Source organism: Rhodococcus sp. Z13 (genome assembly GCF_025837095.1).
GTDB classification, from domain to species: Bacteria; Actinomycetota; Actinomycetes; order Mycobacteriales; family Mycobacteriaceae; genus Rhodococcus; species Rhodococcus sacchari.
This window is the reverse complement of sequence record NZ_CP107551.1, coordinates 4,472,713-4,491,606: the sequence shown is the minus strand read 5'-3', so window position 1 is coordinate 4,491,606 and position 18,894 is coordinate 4,472,713. Positions and strand designations below refer to the sequence as shown.

Below are 18,894 nucleotides of genomic sequence, written 5' to 3'. Positions count from 1 at the left end.
GTGCGGGACATCCACTTACGATGACCCCGTGGCCAGCGACACGATTCGTGGATTCGGTCTGGCACTCGCACTGACGGCACTGGTGGCGAGTGCCTGCTCGTCCGATGACGCCGTCGACACCCCGACCGTCGTCCGCCTCCAGGTCGCCACCGCGCAGAACGACCCGTGGACACCCCGCCTCGTGCCCGCCCAGGTACCGGTCGCCGTCCCGCCGCCCCCACCGGAGGTCGTCGAGGGGCCGGGCGACCCGGTGCATTCCGGCTCCCCCGCGGTGACCGGTGACCGCGAGGCGCTCTACGGCGGCAGCCTCGACCGGCCGCTGTGCGACCGAAGCGCACTCGTCACCCACCTCGAGGAGGACCCCGCCAAGGCGGAGGCCTGGCGCGACGTGCTGAAGGTGGCCGACATCCGCGGCTACACCGACACCCTCGCCCCGGTCCTGCTCCGCGGCGACACCCGCGTGACCATGTACGAATACAGCGACGGCGAGGCCCGGCCCGTCCAGTCCCTCCTCGAACGCGGCACCATCGTCCTCGTCGACGACCTCGGTGTCCCCCGCGTGCGCTGCGTCCGCGGCAACCCGCTCACCGCGCCGGTCTTCACCGCCCGCGACGAATTCGACGGCCCCAAGTGGCCCGGCCTCGACACCGGGCGGCAACTCGTCGTCCAGCCCGCCGCGGCAGCCGTGCGCGAACTGCGGGTCGTGGACATCACCACCGGCGCCATGGTCCCCGTCCCCGTCGGCGAGGCACTCGCCGAGACCGCCCCGACCACGCCGCCGCCCGCACCGCAGACGCAGGCACCCGCCGTGCCCGCACCCCAGCAGCAGCGCAGCATCCCGGCACCGGAGGCGGCCGCCGCTCCCCCGCCGCCGCCCGCACCCGAACCACCGCCACCGCCTCCGGCCCCGGAACCCGTGGTCCCGGAACCGGTACCGGCGGCACCCGTTCCGCCGCCTGCGGCGCCCGCCCCGGCACCGGCGCCTGCTCCGCCCCCACCGCAGATCCAGATCCAGATCCCGGGCGGACCACCGGTGGTGATCCCGCTCCCCTTCTGAGGCGCGGTCGGCTTCCGAGACGCGTCAGCGGGGCCGGAGGACGATCTCCGTCGGGTGCGCATCCGCGGGGGTCTCCACCGCCTGCCGGACCGCCCGCGCCACCGTGCCGGGCGACAGGAACTGCGACGCGTCGTACTCGCGTCCCTCGGCCGCGACGATCGCGCGCTGCATGTCGGTGTCGATACGTCCGGGATGGACGGAGGTGACACGCAGGGCGGGCTCCTCCTGCCGCAGCACGTCGCCGAACGCCCGCAACGCGAACTTGCTCGCCGCATAGGAACCCCAGCCGGCGCGGGCGTTCAGACCGGAACCCGAATTGATGAGCACCACGTGCCCGTTCGCCGCGCGCAGCGCGGGGAGCAGCAGCCGCGTCAACGCCACCACCGACACGACGTTGGCCTCGAAGGTGTCGCGCCACTGCGCCGGGTCGCTCTCCGCGACGGTCCCCAGCTCGGCGACCCCCGCGTTGTGGACGAGCACGTCCAGCCGGTCGATGCCCTCCACGGCCCGCGCCACCGCGTCGTGGTCGAGCAGATCCACCGGCCACGGGGTGGCGTCGGGCAGTTCCTCGAGGATCGCGTCGAGCGATTCCCGTCGGCGGCCGCCGAGGAGCAGATCGTGGGTGGGGGCGAGTTCGCGGGCGATGGCGGCACCGAGACCGCGACCGCCACCGGTGACGAGAGCTGTGGGACGCATGGTGACGAGCCTAGGAACCCGACGGACCGGCAGCCACCGCACCGTGCTCGAGACCCGCGAGGATCTCCGCCAGCCGGTCGTCGGGCGGGGTCGTCACCTGCGGGTCGCGCGGGAAGTGCAGTTCGAGGAACGCCTTCGGCCGCGACAGCACGAACTCGCGGGCGAGATTCCGCAGCCGCGTGCGCAGCCGGACGTCGTTCACCGCCCGGATCCCCACGACCTCGATACCGACGCGCCGGCACAACGCCACCGCGCGCGGCAGGTGGAACGCCTGCGTCGCGATCGCCGCGCGCCGCACCCCGTAGGTGTCCACGGCGCGGCGGGCGGTGTCGTAGGTGTCGAGCCCGTAGGGGTCGGCGACGATCCGCTCCCGGCTCACCCCGTGCTCGACGAGGAACCCGATCATGGCTGCGATCTCGTCGCCGGAGGTGCCGTTCGCGTCCCCCGAGACGAGGACGGCCTGCGCGCGCCCGTCCCGCATCAGCGCGACCGCCACCTCCAGGCGGCGTCGCAGCATGCGCATCGGACGGCCGTCGCGCACCCGCGCGCCGGGCACGATCACCACCGGCACCGCCGGGGCGTCGTCCACCTCGTACATCAGGCCGGTCGCCCGCGCCGACACCCGCGTCGACACGAAGACGAACGCGGCCACCACGCCGAGGGTGGGCAGCAGACAGACGGATTTGCGCATGAGTCCCAGGTTACGGAGACCCGGCGGTCACAATGGAGGACGTGGACCCGGTCGACGCCCTCCGCGAGGTCGCGTTCCGGCTCGAACGCGAGCACGCCGACTCCTTTCGCGTGCAGGCCTACCGGCGCGCGGCGAAGGTGCTCGCCGGAGTCGACGACGCGAAACGCGAGATCCTGCGCCGCACCGACGCGTGGACCGACCTGCCCGGGATCGGGAAGAAGACCGCGACCGTCATCCGCGAGTCCTACGACAGTGTCCCCGCCTACCTCGCACAGCTGCGGGAGGAGGCCGAACCCATCGGCCGCGGCGCACAGGAGTTGCTCGACGCGCTGCGCGGCGACCTGCACACCCACTCCGACTGGTCCGACGGCGGCAGCCCGGTCGAGGAGATGCAGCACACCGCCTCGACGATGCTCGGACACGACTACCTCGCGCTCACCGACCACTCCCCTCGCCTGACGGTCGCGAACGGACTGAGCGCCGAACGGCTGCGCACCCAGCTCGCCCTCGTCGCCGAGATCAACGACAGCACCGACGGCGCGCGGATCCTCACCGGCATCGAGGTCGACATCCTCGACGACGGCACCCTCGACCAGGACGAGGGGCTGCTCGCCGACCTCGACATCGTCGTCGCCAGTGTGCACTCGAACCTGCGCGCCGACCGGTCGGCGATGACGCGACGCATGGTGCGCGCCGTGTCCGACCCGCACGTCGACGTCCTCGGGCACTGCACGGGCCGGCTCGTCGCCGGTGGGCGCGGCACCCGGCCCGAGTCGAAGTTCGACGCCGAGAAGGTGTTCGCCGCGTGCCGTGACCACGACACCGCCGTCGAGATCAACTGCCGCCCGGAGCGTCGCGATCCGCCGTCCCGGCTCATCGATCTCGCGCTGGAGACGGGGTGTCTGTTCGCGATCGACACGGACGCGCACGCCCCGGGTCAGCTCGACTGGCTCGGGTACGGTTGCGAACGCGCCGTCGAACGGGGCGTCGACCCCGACCGGGTGATCAACACGTGGCCGGTCGACGACCTGCTGACATGGACCGACAGGTAGGAGCTGCGCATGGAACGGGTCGATGTGCTGATCGTCGGGGCCGGACTGTCCGGCATCGGCGCCGGATGCCGTCTGCAGACCCGGTGTCCCGAACTCGACTACGTCATCCTCGAGAGCCGCGACGCGATCGGTGGAACCTGGGATCTGTTCCGCTATCCCGGGATCCGTTCCGACAGCGACATGTACACCCTCGGGTTCCCGTTCCGCCCGTGGCGGGGCGAGAAGTCCATCGCCGACGGCGCGGACATCCTGCAGTACATCCGCGACACCGCCGCCGAGTACGGCATAGACGATCGGATCAGGTTCGGGCACAAGGTGATCGACGCATCCTGGTCCTCTGTGGACGCCCGCTGGACGGTGCGTGCCACCACCACGGACGGCACCGTCGAGATCTCCTGCTCGTTCCTGTACCTGTGCAGCGGCTACTACAGCTACGAATCCGGTCACCTTCCCGAGATCCCCGGCCTGCAGGACTTCGCCGGGACGGTCGTGCACCCGCAGTTCTGGCCCGAGGACCTCGACTACGAGGGCAGGAAGATCGTGGTGATCGGCAGCGGCGCCACCGCCGTCACCCTCGTGCCGGCGCTCGCGGAGAAGGCCGAACACGTGACGATGCTGCAGCGCTCCCCCACCTACGTGATGTCGCTGCCCGCCCGCGACCCCGTCGCCACCCGCATCCGGCGCGCCCTGCCCGACGGGGTGGCGCACCGCGCGGTACGGGCGAAGAACGTCGTGGTGAACCTCGGCTTCTACCAGTTCTGCCAGCGCTTCCCCGCGGCCGCGCGACGCGTGCTGCGCACCCTCACCGAGCGGCGTCTGCGTGGCCACGTGCCGGTCGATCCGCACTTCTCGCCGCGCTACGACCCGTGGGACCAGCGCCTGTGCGTGGTCCCCGATTCCGACCTGTTCCGCGCGTTGCGCGTCGGCAGGGCCGAGATCGTCACCGACCACATCGACACCGTCACCGAGAAGAGCGTCCGGCTCCGGTCGGGGCGCGAGATCGAAGCCGAGATCCTCGTTCCCGCAACCGGACTGAAACTGCTTCCGGCCGGTGGGATCGAGTTCTCCGTCGACGGCGAGAAGGTCGACCTGTCGCAGCGGTTCATCTACCGCGGCACGATGCTCGCCGGCCTTCCCAACGTCGCGCTGTGCCTCGGCTACACGAACGCGTCGTGGACGCTGCGTGCCGACCTGGCGTCGCAGTACGTGTGCCGCCTGCTGCGGCACATGAGCCGCCACGGCTACCGCTCTGCGACGCCCGTCTACTCCGGTGACGGCCGCACCCGCCCCCTGCTCGGACTCGACTCCGGCTACATCCATCGTGCGGAGGGCATCCTGCCCAAGCAGGGTTCGCGCAGCCCGTGGCTGATGCGGCAGAACTACTTCCTCGACCTGCCCACCATGCGGTTCGGGCGGATCGACGAGTCGATGGAGTTCGCGCGGTAGCGGTACCGTCGTGAGCGACCGTGCACTCGTCGTCGAGGATGTCGGAAGAACTCGACAACATGTGCGCACTCGATGTTCTCGTGCACGACAAGGGGGACGCATGATCATCGTCGCAGGACATCTTACCGTCGACCCCGACCGCCGCGATGCCTACCTGGCGACCTGCGCGGACGTCGTGAAGGCAGCCCGCCGCGCGCCGGGCTGCCTCGACTTCGCCGTGACCGCCGACCCGGTCGAACCCGACCGCATCTACGTCTACGAGCGCTGGGACTCGCAGGCCGACCTCGAGTCCTTCCGTGGCAGCGGTCCCGACGAGGAACAGACGGGCATGATCCGCTCGATGGCGGTGGCCGAGTACCACGTCGCCGATGTGCCGGGACCCGGCGGACGTGAGTGAGCAGATCCTGTCGAGGATCTCGCGGGAGATCGACAGGATCTGCTCATCCGATCAACGCTTCTCGATGCGACCGTCGGGGTGCTTCGCGAACCGGCCCGCCTCGCGGTCGTGGACGGGACCGTCGCTGTCCCACGGCCACCCACCGAAGCCGGTGCGGCGGTAGTCCTCGAAGGCCTGCCGGATGCCCTCCTCGTCGTTGAGGACGAACGGACCGTACGACGCGACGGGTTCGCCGATGGGCCGGCCCTGCAGCAGCAGGATCTGCGTACCGGACTCGCCGGCGACCAGTGGCACCGGACTCGACGCGTCGACGACGACACCGTGACCGGACTCGACCGGCCGATCACCGACCTGAACCAGAGATCCGTTGTACACGTACAGCACTCGCTGCGTTCCGTCGACGGAGGCGGGTGGGACCGTCCACTCGGCGCCGGCCGACAGGTCGATGTTCCAGATCGCGACGTCGGTGTCGGGACGCGACGCCCACGAGTTCGGCGGCGGCGGAGGCGGAGTCGCATCACCCAGCCGGCCGGCGAGGACACGGACGGAGACGGTGCGCCCGTCCTCCTCCACCGTGACGGTGGGCGTCTCCTCGTTCCACAGCATGGAGAAGTGCGGGTCGGCGGTCTTCGACTCCGCGGGCAGGTTCAGCCAGATCTGGAACAGTTCGAGGGGGTTGTCCGCGTCCTGGTTCAGCAGCGGGAACATCTCGCTGTGCACGATGCCGTTCCCGGCGGTGAGCCACTGCGTGTCGCCCTCACCGAACCGTGCGGCCGCGCCCACCGAGTCGGAGTGGTCGACGAACCCGCGCCGCACGAACGTCACCGTCTCGAACCCGCGGTGCGGGTGTCCGGGGAAACCGGGGACGGTGGTGCCGTGATACATGCTCCAGCCCGAGGGATTACCGAAATCCTGGCCGAGCGGGCGGCCTTCGAGGGAAGCGGCGGGACCGAGTTCGTCGTTGCCCGCCGGATACGCGTCGACGTGGTGGACGACGAACAGGAACGGATCGATCGTCTGCCAGGGTGTGCCGAGCCGGAACACCTGCAGGACCGGAGTGGCTGCGGAGGTCATGGCCCCTTCAACTACTCCTCCGCGGTGTTTGTTCCACCCTTCGGGGCCGGTGCCTTCGGGGTCGGCGGAGGTGGGGCCTCGCTGTCGTCGAGCACGGGCGCCCCGGCGGCGAAGCGCTGCACCTCGTCGTCGACGAGGATCTTCGCGGGTACCGCACCGCCGAGCAGGTCGCGGGCCAGGGCGGGCGAGTCGCCGAGCGGGGCGTCGCTGCCGGCGAGCACGATGTTGCCGTAGCGCCGGCCCTTGATCATCGCCGGATCGGCGATCAGCGCGGTGTGCGCGAAGACCGAACCGATGGTGGTGGCTTCGCGGCGTGCGGTCGCCAGATCACGGAAGTCCCCGCAGTTGACGACGTAGACCCCGCCCGGGGCGAGCACCCGGTGCGCGTGCCGGGTGAACTGCACCGTCGTCAGCGCGATCGGGGTGCGGTCGTAGGCGAACACGTCGCGCACGATCACGTCGCGGGTGCCGTCGGACAGCGAGGTGAGCACCTGCCTCGCCTCCCCCACCCGGATCCGCAGCCGCGGCGCCCGCGGCAGGTCGAACCAGTGCCGCACCAGCTCGGCGAGACGCCCGTCGATCTCCACCACGACCTGCCGTGCCTCCGGGAAGGTCGCGGCGAAGTAACGGGCCATCGTGCAGGCCCCGCCCCCGAGATGGAGGGCGCGCAGTCGGGAGTCGGACGCGAACCTGCTCTCGACGAGCATCGCGATCCACCGCATGTACTCGAACTCGAGAAGTGTGGGGTCGTTCAGGTCGATGTGGGAGCTCGGGACACCGTTGATCTCGAGAACCCAGCCGTCGGGCAGGTAGTCGTCCTCGAGAAGCTCGCACGTGCCCGTGTCGATGTCGTAGATCCCCGCGACGGGTCCGCTCGACGCACCCGTCTTCTGTCGGCGCGGCGACGACGCGGCCCGGCCACCTCGTTGCCTGCCCATGGGGACGAGCCTAGTCCCCGGGCTCGGGCTCCGTGTCAGAGGTGGAGGTCCCGCTCGCGCATCAGGGAGGTCGCGATGACGCTGATCACCGAGGTGGCGACGAGGTAGCCGCAGGCGAGCCACGGGCTGCCGCCTGCCGCTGCGATGAGCGCGGTGAGGATCAGCGGGGTGATACCCGACGCGTAGATGCCCGAGAACTGGTACACCACCGACAGGCCCGTGTAGCGGATCTCCGCGGGATACAGGCTCGCGTAGAGGGTGCCCTGCGCCCCGTAGAACAGCGCATGGACGATGCCGAAGACCAGCACCAGGCCCGCACCGAACCAGAACAGGTCGTTCGTGCCGAACAACGCGAAGGCAGGATAGACGCACAGGCCGTAGGCCGCGATGCCGAGCGTGTAGATCCGCTTGGCGCCGTAGCGGTCCACCAGCAGACCCGAGGCCGGCAGCAGCGCCGCCATGACGAGCGCGGCGAGGGTGACGACCAGCAGCACCGGCACCTTCTCGAAGTCCAGCTCCTGGGTGGCGTAGGTGATGGCGAAGACACCCCACGTGTTGAAGGCGGCACCCTCACCCCAGCGCGAGAGCAGACCCAGCACGGTGTTGCGGCGGACGGCGGGACGCAACACGTCCACCAGCGGCGCCGACGACTTCTTCGCCAGCTCCTGCACCTCCCGGAAGGCCGGCGTCTCGTCCACCTTCAGCCGCACCACGAAACCGACCACGACGAGGATCAGGCTGAGCAGGAACGCGATTCGCCACCCGTACGACAGGAACTGCTCTTCGTCGAAGACCACCTGCAGGGCCGCGAACACCGCGGTGCCCAGGGCCAGACCCAGCGCCAGACCTATCTGCGGGATGCTGCCGAACAGACCGCGTTTCCGCGCCGGGCTGTGCTCGACGGACAGCAGCACCGCGCCGGCCCATTCCCCGCCGAGCGCGAAGCCCTGCAGGATGCGCAGCAGGAGCAGCAGGATCGGCGCGATCACACCCACCTGCGCGTGGGTGGGCAGCACACCCATCAGGGCGGTGGCGATGCCCATGATGAACATCGTCAGCGCGAGGGTCTTCTTGCGGCCGATGCGGTCGCCGATGTGCCCGAAGACGACACCGCCGATCGGGCGGACCACGAACCCGACGGCGAACGTCGCGAAGGCGAGCATCGTCCCGACGAAGGAGGACTGGTCGGGGAAGAACAACTGGTTGAACACCAGGCTCGCGGCCGTGGCGTAGAGGAAGAAGTCGTACCACTCGACGGTGGTGCCGAGCAGGCTCGCTGCGACTACAGTGCGAAGACGCTTGCGGCGTTCGAGATCGGTTTCGCTCCCGGCTGCGGGAGTGGGCTGGGTCAGCGTGGTCATGACTCGATCCGGGTCGTCGGGCAGTGGCAACCCGGCGACGCTAACCACGTCCCGCGCCTTCGCGCACGGGTTCGGATCAGGGTGATCGCAATCCTTGTGTCGGCGAGAAATCCCTGGTCGGATGGCTGTCACACCTTGCCTGTCGTCGACTCGGGGGATTCGTCTTGTCTCTGCATCTGCACTGGTTCCTGCCCACCTACGGCGATTCGCGAAACCTCATGGCGGGTGGACACGGCAGCTCGATGTCGGGTGACCGTCCGGCCACGCTGCGTTACCTCAACCAGCTGGCCGCCGCCGCCGAGTCCAGCGGATTCGAGTCGGTCCTCACCCCCACCGGCGCATGGTGCGAGGACGCCTGGCTCACCACCGCGATGCTCATCGAGACCACCGAGACGCTCAAGTTCCTCGTGGCACTGCGTCCGGGGCTGATCAGCCCCACCCTCGCCGCCCAGATGGCCGCGACCTTCCAGTGGCAGTCGCAGGGCCGTCTGCTCCTCAACGTCGTCACCGGCGGCGAGGACCACGAGCAGCGCACCTTCGGCGACTTCCTGGACAAGAACCAGCGGTACGCCCGCTGCGGCGAGTACCTCGACGTCATCAAGCAGCTGTGGGCGGGCAACGGCCCGGTGAACTTCCAGGGGGAGTACATCCGGGTCGAGAACGCGCAGCTGCAGCGCATCCCCGACCCGGCCCCGCCGCTGTTCTTCGGTGGCTCCTCACCCGCGGCCGGCACCGTCGCGTCCCGCTACTGCGACACCTACCTCACCTGGGGTGAGCCGCCCGCCGCCGTCGCCGACAAGATCGCGTGGATCCGCGGTCTCGCCGACATCCAGGGCCGCACCCTCGACTACGGCATCCGACTGCACGTCATCAGCCGCGACACCTCGGAGGAGGCGTGGGCCGAGGCCGACCGTCTCCTGTCCGCCCTCGACCCCGCGACCATCGAGAGGGCCCAGCAGAGCCTGGCCCGCTCCGGTTCCGAGGGGCAGCGCCGCATGGTCGAGCTGCACGGCGGCGGCAGCGCCTACGCGCAGAGCAAGGACGCCCGCAGCCTCGAGGTCTCCCCCAATCTGTGGGCGGGTGTCGGCCTCGTCCGCGGTGGCGCCGGCACCGCGCTGGTCGGCTCCCACGAGGAGGTCGCCGACCGCATCGCCGAGTACGCCGAACTCGGGCTCGACCATTTCGTGCTGTCCGGCTACCCGCACCTCGAGGAGGCCTACCGCTTCGGTGAGGGAGTGCGCCCGATCCTCGAGCGCCGCGGCCTCGTCGCACCGGTCTCGCACCGTCCGGGTGATCTGTCGGGTTCGACGGCCTTCCTGCCCGCCGCCCACTGACGATCGCGGCCCGATACAGTGCCGGCACGAATGTGTCGGCGCTGTAACAGCTGCGCGCCCCGGTGGGCGGATCCGCGTCCAGGCCGGAGAATGGGACGGTGCCGGATCGAGGATTCACCCCCACCCAGCTCGCTGCGCGCGCGGCGTACCTGTTGCGTGGCAACGACCTGGGCACCATGACCAGTGCTGCTCCCAAGCTCTATCCACACATGTGGAGCTGGGACGCGGCGTTCGTGGCGATCGGGCTCGCGCCGCTGAGCGTCGAGCGGGCGGTCGTGGAGCTCGACACCCTGCTGTCCGCCCAGTGGAAGAACGGGATGATCCCGCACATCGTCTTCGCCAATGGTGTGGACGGTTATTTCCCCGGCCCCACGCGGTGGGCGGTGACCGAACTTGCCGCGCACGCCCCCGACGGGGTGCATACCTCCGGGATCACCCAGCCGCCCGTGCACGCGATCGCGGTGCAGCGCATCCTCGAGCACTCGCGACGTCACGGCCGCACGACCCGCGCGGTCGCCGAGGAGTTCCTGGATCGCCGCTGGGCGGATCTGGTGCGCTGGCACCGCTGGCTCGCCCACGCCCGCGACCTCGACGGCAACGGCCGCATCGCGCTCTACCACGGGTGGGAATCCGGTATGGACAACTCGCCGCGCTGGGACGCCGCCTACGCCAACGTGATGGCGGGGGCGGTGCCGGCCTTCCAGCGCGAGGACCTCGAGCACGTCGCCGACCCGGGGCAGCGCCCCAGCGACCTCGAGTACGTGCGCTATCTGTGGCTGCTCGAGGAGATGAAGGCGGCCCGCTACGAGGACGACGTCCTCGCCAAGGCGATGTCCTTCGCGGTGGAGGACGTCTTCGTCAGCGCCGTGTTCTCCCTGTCGTGCGAGGTCCTCGCGACCATCGGGGAGGAGCACTCGCGCCCCAACGTCGACGTGCGCGACCTGCACTCCTGGGCGGAACGGTTCCGGCGCGGTGTCGTCGACACGACCGACCCGCGCACCGGCGCCGCCAAGGACTTCGATCTCCGCACCGGGAAGTGGGTCGCCACCGACACTCTCGCGATGTTCGCGCCGTTGTTGTGTGGGGGTCTCGATCGGCAGGCCGAACGTGCGCTGCTCCGCACCTTCGAGGGCCCGAAGTTCTGCGGTCACCCCGACCTCCGGTACGCGGTGCCCCCGTCGACCTCGCCGGTGTCGAAGGACTTCCGGGCCCGCGAGTACTGGCGCGGACCGGTGTGGCCGGTGATGACCTGGCTGTTCTCCTGGGCGTTCGCGCGACGCGGCTGGGCCGAGCGCGCGAACGTCCTGCGCGCCGAAGGATTACGTCAGGCCAGCGACGGGTCGTTCGCCGAGTACTACGATCCGTTCAACGGCGACCCGCTGGGCAGCATGCAGCAATCCTGGACGGCCGCAGCGGTATTGGACTGGCTCGGGTAGACCGAGCGGGGGCGTCACATTCCGATCCGGCCACCATCCGACTTCCACACCGCCACAACGGAAGGACGCGGCTTCGCGTCGCCGCCGTCGGGCCAGTGGGAGGCGGGCGACGCCCACGACGCGTCGTCGGTCTCCCCGGGGTGCTGCACGCACACCACGACCCGGCCGTCCTGGACGACGGGACCGCACGTCTCCGCCCCGATCGGGACGGTGAGGAACTGCTTGGTCTCACCCCGGCGCGGGCCGTCGAGCACCACCGAGAACAGTCCGTCGTTGGACCCGAGGGCGTTGCCGTCGGTGGAGATCCACAGGTTGCCGTGCGGGTCGAAGGCGAGATTGTCCGGGCACGAGATCGGGCTGACCCGCGACTTGTCGAAACCACCGAAGTAGGTGTCGGCCTCGTCCGGATCACCGCACACCAGAAGCAGATTCCACGTGAACGACGTGCCGGCGTGGTCGTCGTCGATCTCCAGCACCTGTCCGTTCTTGTTGTTCACCCGGGGATTCGCGGGGTCGGCGGGCGGCGCTCCGTCCACCCCGCGCTCGGTGTTGTTGGTGAGTGCGACATAGACCTTGCCGGTGATCGGGTTCGGTTCGAAGTCCTCGGGGCGGTCCATCTTCGTCGCCCCCACCCGGTCGCCGGCGAGGCGGGTGAACACCGCGACCTCCTCGGCGCTCATCCCGTCGACGAACGATTCGGCGCTGCCGTCCTCGTTGCTGCGCAGCAACGGGATCCACTCACCCGTCCCGGCGAACTCGCCATTGTCGGTCCGGTCCCCACTGTCGGTCCGGTCCGCGGACAACCGGGCGACGTAGAGGGTGCCCGCGTCGAGCAGGGTCATGTTGTGCCGCATCGCCGTCCGTGAACCACCCTGCTGCATCCTCCGGGACGAGACGAACTTGTACATGTAGTCGAAGCGTTCGTCGTCCCCGCTGTACGCGACGACGGTGCCGTCCCCGGTGACGTGGATCGTGGCGGCCTCGTGCTTGAAACGTCCCAGGGCCGTGTGCTTGACCGGCACCGACTCCGGATCCCACGGATCGATCTCGACGACCCAGCCGAACCGGTTGACCTCGTTCGGTTCCACCGCGAGATCGAAACGCCGTTCGAACCGCTCCCACTTGCGTTCGGTCGCACCACCCTCGACGCCGTACCGGGCGAGGCGTTCGGCGGCAACGGGATCCGTGACGAGCTCGGCGTTGGCGAAGTACTGGTCGAAGTTCTCCTCCCCCGACAGCACCGTCCCCCAGGGCGTGATCCCGCCCGAGCAGTTGTTGAGGGTCCCCGCGACCCGCGTGCCGGTCGGATCCGTGGAGGTCCTCAGCAGGGCACTGCCCGCCGCGGGACCGGTGACGAGGAATTCCGTGGTCCCGGTGATGCGCCGGTTGTACCGCCCGAACTCCGGTGTCAGAACACCGCTTCCGGCTTTGCCTCGCACCTGGACCACCGACAGGCCGTGCCCTGCGAGCCCGATGCGCACCTGTTCCTCGGTGGGGTCCTCCGAGTCGTAGTCGGCGAACATGAACGGCTCGGTGGTGTACTCGTGGTTCACGACGAGCAGGTAGGTGTGGGGGACGCCCTCCACCGGGAGCAGTGCGGCGAAGTCGTTGTTGAACCCGAACTGCTTCTCCTGCGCTGCGGCGGTCTGGCCGCCGATGTCGAAACCGGGAGCGTCGGGCAGGACGGGATCACCCCAGCGGATGACGACCTCCTGCTCGTAACCCTCCGGAACCCGTACGGCGTCGTCGGTGTTCGGTTGCACCGCAGTGAATCTCGTTCCATCCGGAGCGGTTCCGGAATCGGCGGCGTTCGCCGCGGCGGTGGCACCGGATTCGTCGCCGCACGCGGTGAGCACGCCCCCGGCCCCGATGGCGAGTACGGTCATCGCGCCACCGCGCAGAAGCCCGCGGCGCGAGAAGGCCGTGCGCACGATGTCCCCGAAGTACTCGCCCCGCGAGGTGTTGGGTGCGGGCTGCGCGCACGCGTCGCCGCATTTGTACCTGCAGGTGACATCGGAACGGGACGACACGCCGTCGTGCGTGACGAACAGGGGCAGGTCGGTACGGGCCACGTCATCTCCTCGATAGGTTCGCTTCGAGGCGGACCCTAGGAGGCCAAGGGGTGTGCGACGGAACAGGAAGGTGAACGCCCGGTGATGATCCGGCGTCCACGCGGTGATCCCGCCCGGTGTCTCATCCCGGCGCGATACGGTCGAGGTCGATCGGTCCGTAGCCGCGACGGTCCGGATCCGGGGTCTCCCCCGGCCGCGAGTCGAGGAACGGCACCACGCGGTCGGTGATCGCCTCGTTGTACACCTCGGGTGCCTGGATCGGGTTCGCGTGACCGATGCCGTCGAGTTTCGACACGAGCAGGGTGCCGTCGATTCCGCCGACCTGCTCGACCAGCACCCGGTGGGTGTACTCGACGTCGACCACGGTGTCGGCCAACGGGTTCCGTGGGCGCAGGAACACCACCGCCGGGCGGGTCCCGTCGTCGCGTTCGGCGGCGAGCGCCCGCAGGTTGTCGACGGCACCGGAGGCGACGATCGCCCGGAACTGCGATTCGATCAGGCCGTTGCTCGCCGCGTCGGTGGAGAAGATCTTGTCGTTCAGCACTTCCGTGACGGCTTTGCGCAGCTCCTCGGGGTCGATGCGGCGATACCAGCGGTCGGAGGGGACGACGAAGCGGTCCTGGCGTGCCGCGACCTCCACCAGCGTCCGCATGCTGCGGCTCTCCCGCGCACCGGGCAGCCAGCCGATCCACCGCAGCAGGTCCTCCCCCGCGTCGCGGGCGTCGGCGCGCACCGCGTGCAGGTCGATGGGGGTGCAGTCGAGGATCACCCCGGTCACCTCGAGCGGGGTCTCCTGGTGGAGATGCTGCGCGACCTCCAGTGCGACGATCCCGCCCATGCTGTTCCCGACGAGCACGACGTTCCCGATCCCGGTCCAGGTGGCGCGTTCGAGGATCATCCGGCTCACCACGGCCGTGTCGAGACCGCTGTTGTCGTACTCGACGGCCCAGACCTGCCCGAGCTTCCCCAGGGCGGGCAGCGCCGCGGCGGTGTCGGTGGCATCGAGATTGCCGAGCCCCACGAGGTCGACGACGGCGGTGTCGCGGTCGTCGGCCGAGGTCGCGTCGTGGATCGGGTGGAGGCGGGGCTCGGTGAGCGCGAGGCGCTCGCGCATCGGTGCGACGTCCCACGCCCAGTACTGGGTGAACAGCGCGAGGAACGGGAGTGTCGCGAGGGCGGTGCGCACGAGGCCGCGCCGGAGCCGGCCGAACCGTTGCCAGCGGTGCCCGGTGCGGGACTCGTGGAGGCGCCGCCGGCGACGACCGTCGTCCCAGTCGCCGGCGCTGCAGGGCGGAAGCTGCGGTGCGTACGACATGCACCACCGATGCTACCGACGACGGGGATCGGTGCAGGTGACAGCGATCAGCTGAGGCCGGTGAGCGGCGGCGCGGAGTTCTCGTCGCGCCACGCGATCGCCTCGCGCAACTCCGTCAGGTCGTAGTCGGGACCGCCGACGCCGACGGTGAACTGCGTGATGCCCAGTTCGACGTAGGACGGGGCCGCCTCGGCGCCCGGCCAGGAGGTCGACCGCTCGATGTCCTCGGGGCGGCGCCCGGCTTCGGCGCAGCGCTGGGCGAGGATGCCGGATTTCTCGACGTGGGTCTCCATCTCGCCGAAGCTGTGCCAGATGTCGGCGTACTTCGCGACGAGCGGCAGCGTCTTCTTCGGGCCGCCACCGCCGATGAGGATGGGGATGTGCCGGGTGGGCTGGGGATTGAGCTTGCCGAGACGGTTCACGATGCGGGGCATGTACTCGGCGAGCAGGTCCAGGCGGGAACCCGCGGTGCCGAACTCGTAGCCGTACTCGGCGTAGTCCCGCTCGAACCAGCCGGACCCGATGCCGAGGATGAGCCGGCCGCCGCTGATGTGGTCGACGGTGCGGGCCATGTCGGCGAGCAGATCGGGGTTGCGGTAGCCACCGCCGGTGACCAGCGCGCCGATTTCCACGCGCTCGGTCTGCTCGGCCCACGCGCCGAGCATCGTCCAGCATTCGAAGTGGGCGCCGTCGGGGTCGCCGTAGAGCGGGTAGAAGTGGTCCCAGTTGTAGACGATGTCGACGCCGGCGTCCTCGGCGCGGAGGACGGTGTCGCGGATGACGCCGTAGTCGGGTTGCTGCTGCGGCTGGAGTTGGAGTCCGATGCGAATGGGGCGCGTCATGCGTTCCACGTTAGGTCGATGTCGCCGGTCGCGCAGGGCGATTCCGGCAGCGACCACCTCAGGTACCGGCGGTCTCGGATCCCGGGGTCTCCGTGGACCGGAGCGAGTCGTACCGTTCCGCGAGGCCGTGGAGGAACGATTCGAGGATCAGTTCGAAGCCGTCCGCGTCGATCTCCGCGGCGTACTCGCGCAGCCGGTGTGCCTGGGACAGGTGCGGATAGCGCTCGTTGTAGGTGTCGATGTGGTCGTCGAATCCGCCGGCGAACGAGGTGATCGCCGAGCCGATGACGATGTACTTCACCGATGCGCCGATCATCGTCGCGAAGCGGGGCGGCCAGCCGGCCCGGGTGAGGCCACCGTGGATGGCGTCGGCCGCGCGGAGGGAGACCGGCCGGGTGCCGGGGCTCGACGCGAGGAAGGGCACCATGTTGGGGTGCGCGGCGAGGGCTGCGCGGTAGGTGCGGGCCCACAGGCGGATCGCCTCCTGCCAGTCGTCGCCCTCGAAGCCGCTGACGTCGACGGACTCGCCGATGGTGTCGGCGATGTCGTCGAGCAGCTCCTCCTTGGTGGCGTAGTGGCTGTACAGCGAGGGGGCACGCACGCCGAGTTCGGCGGCGATCCGGCGCATGGACACCGCCTCGAGGCCGTACTCGTCGACGAGACGGAGCGTGACGTCGCGGATGAGTTCCCGGCTCAGCAACGGGGTGCGGGGTCGCGCCATCGATCCCTTTCCTTTTCGGCGATCTGGACGAGCGAACACTGTAAGGTTAGTTTGGAACGGCGAGAAGCGCCACGGCTCCGGAACGGGATTCCGCAGGTCGTGGTGTTCGTGGCCCGTTGGACCCCCTGCGATGGAAGGCCCTCCATGAATCTGAAGCTCACCGAGGAGGAACGCGCGTTCCGCGACGAACTGCGCACCTTCTTCACCACCGAGATCCCCGCCGAGGCACGCGCCAAGGTCGCGTCCGGCACCCCGCTCGGCAAGGACGACTACGTCGCCACCCAGCGCATCCTCAACGCCGCCGGCCTGGCCGTGCCGAACTGGCCCGTCGAATGGGGCGGCCGCGACTGGACCCCGATGCAGCGCAACATCTGGCTCAGTGAGCTGCAGCTCGCCTCCGTGCCCGACCCGTTGCCCTTCAACGCCTCGATGATCGGCCCGGTCATCGCCCAGTTCGGCTCCCAGGAGATGAAGGAACGGTTCCTCCCGGCCACCGCCAACCTCGACATCTGGTGGTGCCAGGGCTTCTCCGAGCCCGAGGCCGGATCCGACCTCGCCTCCCTCAAGACCCGCGCGGTGCGCGACGGTGACCACTACATCGTCAACGGCCAGAAGACCTGGACGACCCTCGCCCAGCACGCCGACTGGATCTTCTGCCTCGTGCGTACCAACCCGGACGCCAAGAAGCAGGCCGGCATCTCGATGCTGCTGTTCCCGATGGACACCCCGGGCGTGACCCGCCGGCCGATCAAGCTGATCGACGGCAGCTACGAGGTCAACGAGGTGTTCTTCGAGGACGTGCGGGTGCCCGTCGAGAACCTCGTCGGCGAGGAGAACACCGGCTGGACGCAGGCGAAGTTCCTGCTCGGCAACGAGCGCACCGGCATCGCCCGCGTCAGCGCCACCAAGGTCAAGCTGGCCCGGGCCAAGGCCCTCGCCGCCGAGACCCGCCTCGGCAGCGGGTCGCTGCTCGACGACCCGATCTTCGCGGCGCGCCTCGCCGAACTCGAGAACGAACTTCTCGCTCTCGAGCTCACCCAGCTGCGCGTGGTCGCGAGCTCCGCCGACGGCAAGCCGAACCCGGCGTCGTCGCTGCTCAAGATGCGCGGCTCCGAACTGCAGCAGGCCGCCACGGAACTGCTCGTCGACATCGCCGGCCCCGACTCGCTGCCCGCGGGCGAGACCGGCATCGACTCGCCCGAGTGGGCCCAGCTCACGACGCCGACCTACCTCAACAACCGCAAGGTCACCATCTACGGCGGTTCGAACGAGGTACAGCGTTCGATCATTGCTTCCTCGATTCTCGGACTGTGAGGCCCCGGACATGAATTTCGAACTCGACACCGAACAGGACATGCTCCGCGCGACCGTCCGCGACCTGCTCGCCGGCGCGTACGACGTCGAGGCGCGCAATCGCGTCGCCGAGAGCGATCTCGGTTGGAACCGCGACGTGTGGAAGCAGCTCGCCGAACTCGGCGTCCTCGGCCTGCCCTTCGCCGAGGAACACGGCGGCATGGGTGCCGGACCGGTGGAGGTCATGGCGGTCATGACCGAGATCGGCCGTGCCCTCGCCCCCGAACCGGTCCTCGACGCGGTCTACCTGCCGGGCTGGCTGATCGCCGAGGTCGGCAGCGAGGAACAGCGTTCCGAGATCCTCCCGCGCCTGTCGGAGGGCACCACCCTGCTCGCCTTCGCGCACGACGAGCCGGGCAGCCGCTGGCCGCACACCGAGGTCGCCACCACCGCGGTCCGCGACGGCGACGCCTGGGAGCTGTCCGGACGCAAGAACCCTGTGCTGCACGGCGACTGCGCCGACACCTTCGTCGTGTCCGCGCAGCTCCCCACCGGCGGCGTGGGCCTGTTCCTCGTCGACGCCGGCGCCGACGGGCTGACCCGCACGTCCTACCGCACCAACGACGAACGTCGCGGCGCGCAGCTCGTGCTCGACGACGTCGTCGCCACCCCGCTCGGTGAGGTCGCCGACGCGTCGGCCGCGATCACCGCCGCGCAGGTGCGGGCCCAGGCCGCGCTGTGCGCCGAGGCTGTCGGTGCGCTCGACTCCTCCGTGCAGCTCACGACGAACTACCTCAAGCAGCGCAAGCAGTTCGGGGTTCCGCTGTCGATGTTCCAGGCCCTGACCCACCGGGCCGCCGACATGTACGTGCTGTACGAGCTCGCGTCGAGCATGAGCCTGTACGCGACGATGGCCCTGGCCGACGGCATCGTCGACCCGGCCATCGCCTCGCGCGCCAAGCTGCAGGTCGGCCGGTCGGCACGGAAGATCGGCCAGGAGTCGGTGCAGATGCACGGCGGTATCGGTGTCACGGCCGAGCACTCCATCGGCCACTACCTGAGCCGCCTGACGGCCATCGAGCACACCCTCGGCACCATGGACGACCACCTGCGCGTGCTCTCCGGCGGGCTGAAGGACTACGACCTCGTCGAGATCACCGGCATGTGAC

At 69.8% G+C, this 18,894-nt stretch carries 17 protein-coding genes; 8 read left to right on the top strand and 9 right to left on the bottom strand.

Annotation, left to right across the window (positions count from 1 at the left end):
* Positions 1-28 precede the first annotated feature (28 nt).
* Positions 29-1,057 (top strand): DUF6777 domain-containing protein, encoded by a 1,029-nt coding sequence (locus OED52_RS20555; protein WP_264152661.1) that lies wholly within the window; start codon positions 29-31, stop codon positions 1,055-1,057.
* 24 nt (positions 1,058-1,081) lie between these two features.
* Here OED52_RS20555 and OED52_RS20550 read toward each other — a convergent pair whose 3' ends face one another.
* Both OED52_RS20550 and OED52_RS20545 read right to left on the bottom strand, forming a co-directional pair.
* Positions 1,082-1,753 carry an SDR family oxidoreductase gene (locus OED52_RS20550; protein ID WP_264152660.1) on the bottom strand — a complete coding sequence of 224 codons (672 nt, stop codon included), beginning with the start codon at positions 1,751-1,753 and terminating at the stop codon, positions 1,082-1,084.
* A 10-nt stretch (positions 1,754-1,763) separates the two neighbouring features.
* Positions 1,764-2,444, bottom strand: coding sequence for a SanA/YdcF family protein (locus OED52_RS20545; protein ID WP_264152659.1), 681 nt, complete (start codon positions 2,442-2,444; stop codon positions 1,764-1,766).
* Between the two features lie 41 nt (positions 2,445-2,485).
* Between OED52_RS20545 and OED52_RS20540 the strand changes: the two genes are divergently transcribed.
* The 3 genes from OED52_RS20540 (at position 2,486) to OED52_RS20530 (ending at position 5,339) form a co-directional block, all read left to right on the top strand.
* The gene (locus OED52_RS20540; protein ID WP_413247692.1) at positions 2,486-3,496 is read left to right on the top strand and encodes a PHP domain-containing protein; all 1,011 of its coding nucleotides are present in this window, start codon (positions 2,486-2,488) and stop codon (positions 3,494-3,496) included.
* Between the two features lie 3 nt (positions 3,497-3,499).
* Positions 3,500-4,942, top strand: a complete 1,443-nt coding sequence (locus OED52_RS20535) for a flavin-containing monooxygenase (protein WP_318841930.1) — start codon at positions 3,500-3,502, stop codon at positions 4,940-4,942.
* 100 nt (positions 4,943-5,042) lie between these two features.
* On the top strand, positions 5,043-5,339 hold the full coding sequence (locus OED52_RS20530; RefSeq protein ID WP_264152656.1) for a putative quinol monooxygenase: 297 nt from the start codon (positions 5,043-5,045) through the stop codon (positions 5,337-5,339).
* Positions 5,340-5,390: 51 nt separating this feature from the next.
* Here OED52_RS20530 and OED52_RS20525 read toward each other — a convergent pair whose 3' ends face one another.
* Genes OED52_RS20525 through OED52_RS20515 form a run of 3 tightly spaced genes read right to left on the bottom strand, consistent with a single transcriptional unit; the run spans position 5,391 to position 8,712 of the window.
* The gene (locus tag OED52_RS20525; protein ID WP_264152655.1) at positions 5,391-6,413 is read right to left on the bottom strand and encodes a pirin family protein; all 1,023 of its coding nucleotides are present in this window, start codon (positions 6,411-6,413) and stop codon (positions 5,391-5,393) included.
* 11 nt (positions 6,414-6,424) lie between these two features.
* Entirely contained in the window at positions 6,425-7,351 is a 927-nt protein-coding gene (locus OED52_RS20520) for a spermidine synthase (protein WP_264152654.1), read from the bottom strand.
* A gap of 35 nt (positions 7,352-7,386) precedes the next feature.
* Complete coding sequence (locus OED52_RS20515) at positions 7,387-8,712, bottom strand: MFS transporter (RefSeq protein ID WP_264152653.1); 1,326 nt, start codon at positions 8,710-8,712, stop codon at positions 7,387-7,389.
* A 164-nt stretch (positions 8,713-8,876) separates the two neighbouring features.
* Between OED52_RS20515 and OED52_RS20510 the strand changes: the two genes are divergently transcribed.
* On the top strand, positions 8,877-10,046 hold the full coding sequence (locus OED52_RS20510) for an LLM class flavin-dependent oxidoreductase (protein WP_264152652.1): 1,170 nt from the start codon (positions 8,877-8,879) through the stop codon (positions 10,044-10,046).
* Between the two features lie 98 nt (positions 10,047-10,144).
* Positions 10,145-11,482, top strand: a complete 1,338-nt coding sequence (gene ggh, locus OED52_RS20505; protein ID WP_264152651.1) for a glucosylglycerate hydrolase — start codon at positions 10,145-10,147, stop codon at positions 11,480-11,482.
* Between the two features lie 14 nt (positions 11,483-11,496).
* Here ggh and OED52_RS20500 read toward each other — a convergent pair whose 3' ends face one another.
* The 4 genes from OED52_RS20500 to OED52_RS20485 form a co-directional block, all read right to left on the bottom strand.
* A complete protein-coding gene (locus OED52_RS20500; RefSeq protein ID WP_264152650.1) occupies positions 11,497-13,554 on the bottom strand; it encodes a PhoX family protein in 2,058 nt (685 codons plus the stop codon).
* 121 nt (positions 13,555-13,675) lie between these two features.
* Entirely contained in the window at positions 13,676-14,869 is a 1,194-nt protein-coding gene (locus OED52_RS20495) for an alpha/beta fold hydrolase (protein ID WP_264152649.1), read from the bottom strand.
* 47 nt (positions 14,870-14,916) lie between these two features.
* The gene (locus tag OED52_RS20490) at positions 14,917-15,711 is read right to left on the bottom strand and encodes an LLM class F420-dependent oxidoreductase (RefSeq protein WP_264152648.1); all 795 of its coding nucleotides are present in this window, start codon (positions 15,709-15,711) and stop codon (positions 14,917-14,919) included.
* A gap of 58 nt (positions 15,712-15,769) precedes the next feature.
* On the bottom strand, positions 15,770-16,432 hold the full coding sequence (locus OED52_RS20485) for a TetR/AcrR family transcriptional regulator (protein ID WP_264152647.1): 663 nt from the start codon (positions 16,430-16,432) through the stop codon (positions 15,770-15,772).
* A 144-nt stretch (positions 16,433-16,576) separates the two neighbouring features.
* On the opposite strand from OED52_RS20485, the gene OED52_RS20480 reads away from it, so the two are divergent.
* Both OED52_RS20480 and OED52_RS20475 read left to right on the top strand, forming a co-directional pair.
* The gene (locus OED52_RS20480; RefSeq protein WP_264152646.1) at positions 16,577-17,746 is read left to right on the top strand and encodes an acyl-CoA dehydrogenase family protein; all 1,170 of its coding nucleotides are present in this window, start codon (positions 16,577-16,579) and stop codon (positions 17,744-17,746) included.
* Positions 17,747-17,756: 10 nt separating this feature from the next.
* Positions 17,757-18,893: an acyl-CoA dehydrogenase family protein gene (locus OED52_RS20475; protein ID WP_264152645.1), complete on the top strand. Its 1,137-nt coding sequence runs from the start codon at positions 17,757-17,759 to the stop codon at positions 18,891-18,893.
* The last annotated feature ends 1 nt before the right edge of the window (position 18,894 follow it).

Excerpts from the sequence above, each read along its gene's own strand:
- OED52_RS20550 (WP_264152660.1), bottom strand. The coding sequence starts at position 1,753 with ATGCGTCCCACAGCTCTCGTCACCGGTGGCGGTCGCGGTCTCGGTGCC.
- OED52_RS20545 (WP_264152659.1), bottom strand. The coding sequence starts at position 2,444 with ATGCGCAAATCCGTCTGTCTGCTGCCCACCCTCGGCGTGGTGGCCGCG.
- OED52_RS20530 (WP_264152656.1), top strand. The coding sequence starts at position 5,043 with ATGATCATCGTCGCAGGACATCTTACCGTCGACCCCGACCGCCGCGAT.
- OED52_RS20525 (WP_264152655.1), bottom strand. The coding sequence starts at position 6,413 with ATGACCTCCGCAGCCACTCCGGTCCTGCAGGTGTTCCGGCTCGGCACA.
- OED52_RS20520 (WP_264152654.1), bottom strand. The coding sequence starts at position 7,351 with ATGGGCAGGCAACGAGGTGGCCGGGCCGCGTCGTCGCCGCGCCGACAG.
- OED52_RS20515 (WP_264152653.1), bottom strand. The coding sequence starts at position 8,712 with ATGACCACGCTGACCCAGCCCACTCCCGCAGCCGGGAGCGAAACCGAT.
- OED52_RS20495 (WP_264152649.1), bottom strand. The coding sequence starts at position 14,869 with ATGTCGTACGCACCGCAGCTTCCGCCCTGCAGCGCCGGCGACTGGGAC.
- OED52_RS20490 (WP_264152648.1), bottom strand. The coding sequence starts at position 15,711 with ATGACGCGCCCCATTCGCATCGGACTCCAACTCCAGCCGCAGCAGCAA.
- OED52_RS20485 (WP_264152647.1), bottom strand. The coding sequence starts at position 16,432 with ATGGCGCGACCCCGCACCCCGTTGCTGAGCCGGGAACTCATCCGCGAC.
- OED52_RS20480 (WP_264152646.1), top strand. The coding sequence starts at position 16,577 with ATGAATCTGAAGCTCACCGAGGAGGAACGCGCGTTCCGCGACGAACTG.
- OED52_RS20475 (WP_264152645.1), top strand. The coding sequence starts at position 17,757 with ATGAATTTCGAACTCGACACCGAACAGGACATGCTCCGCGCGACCGTC.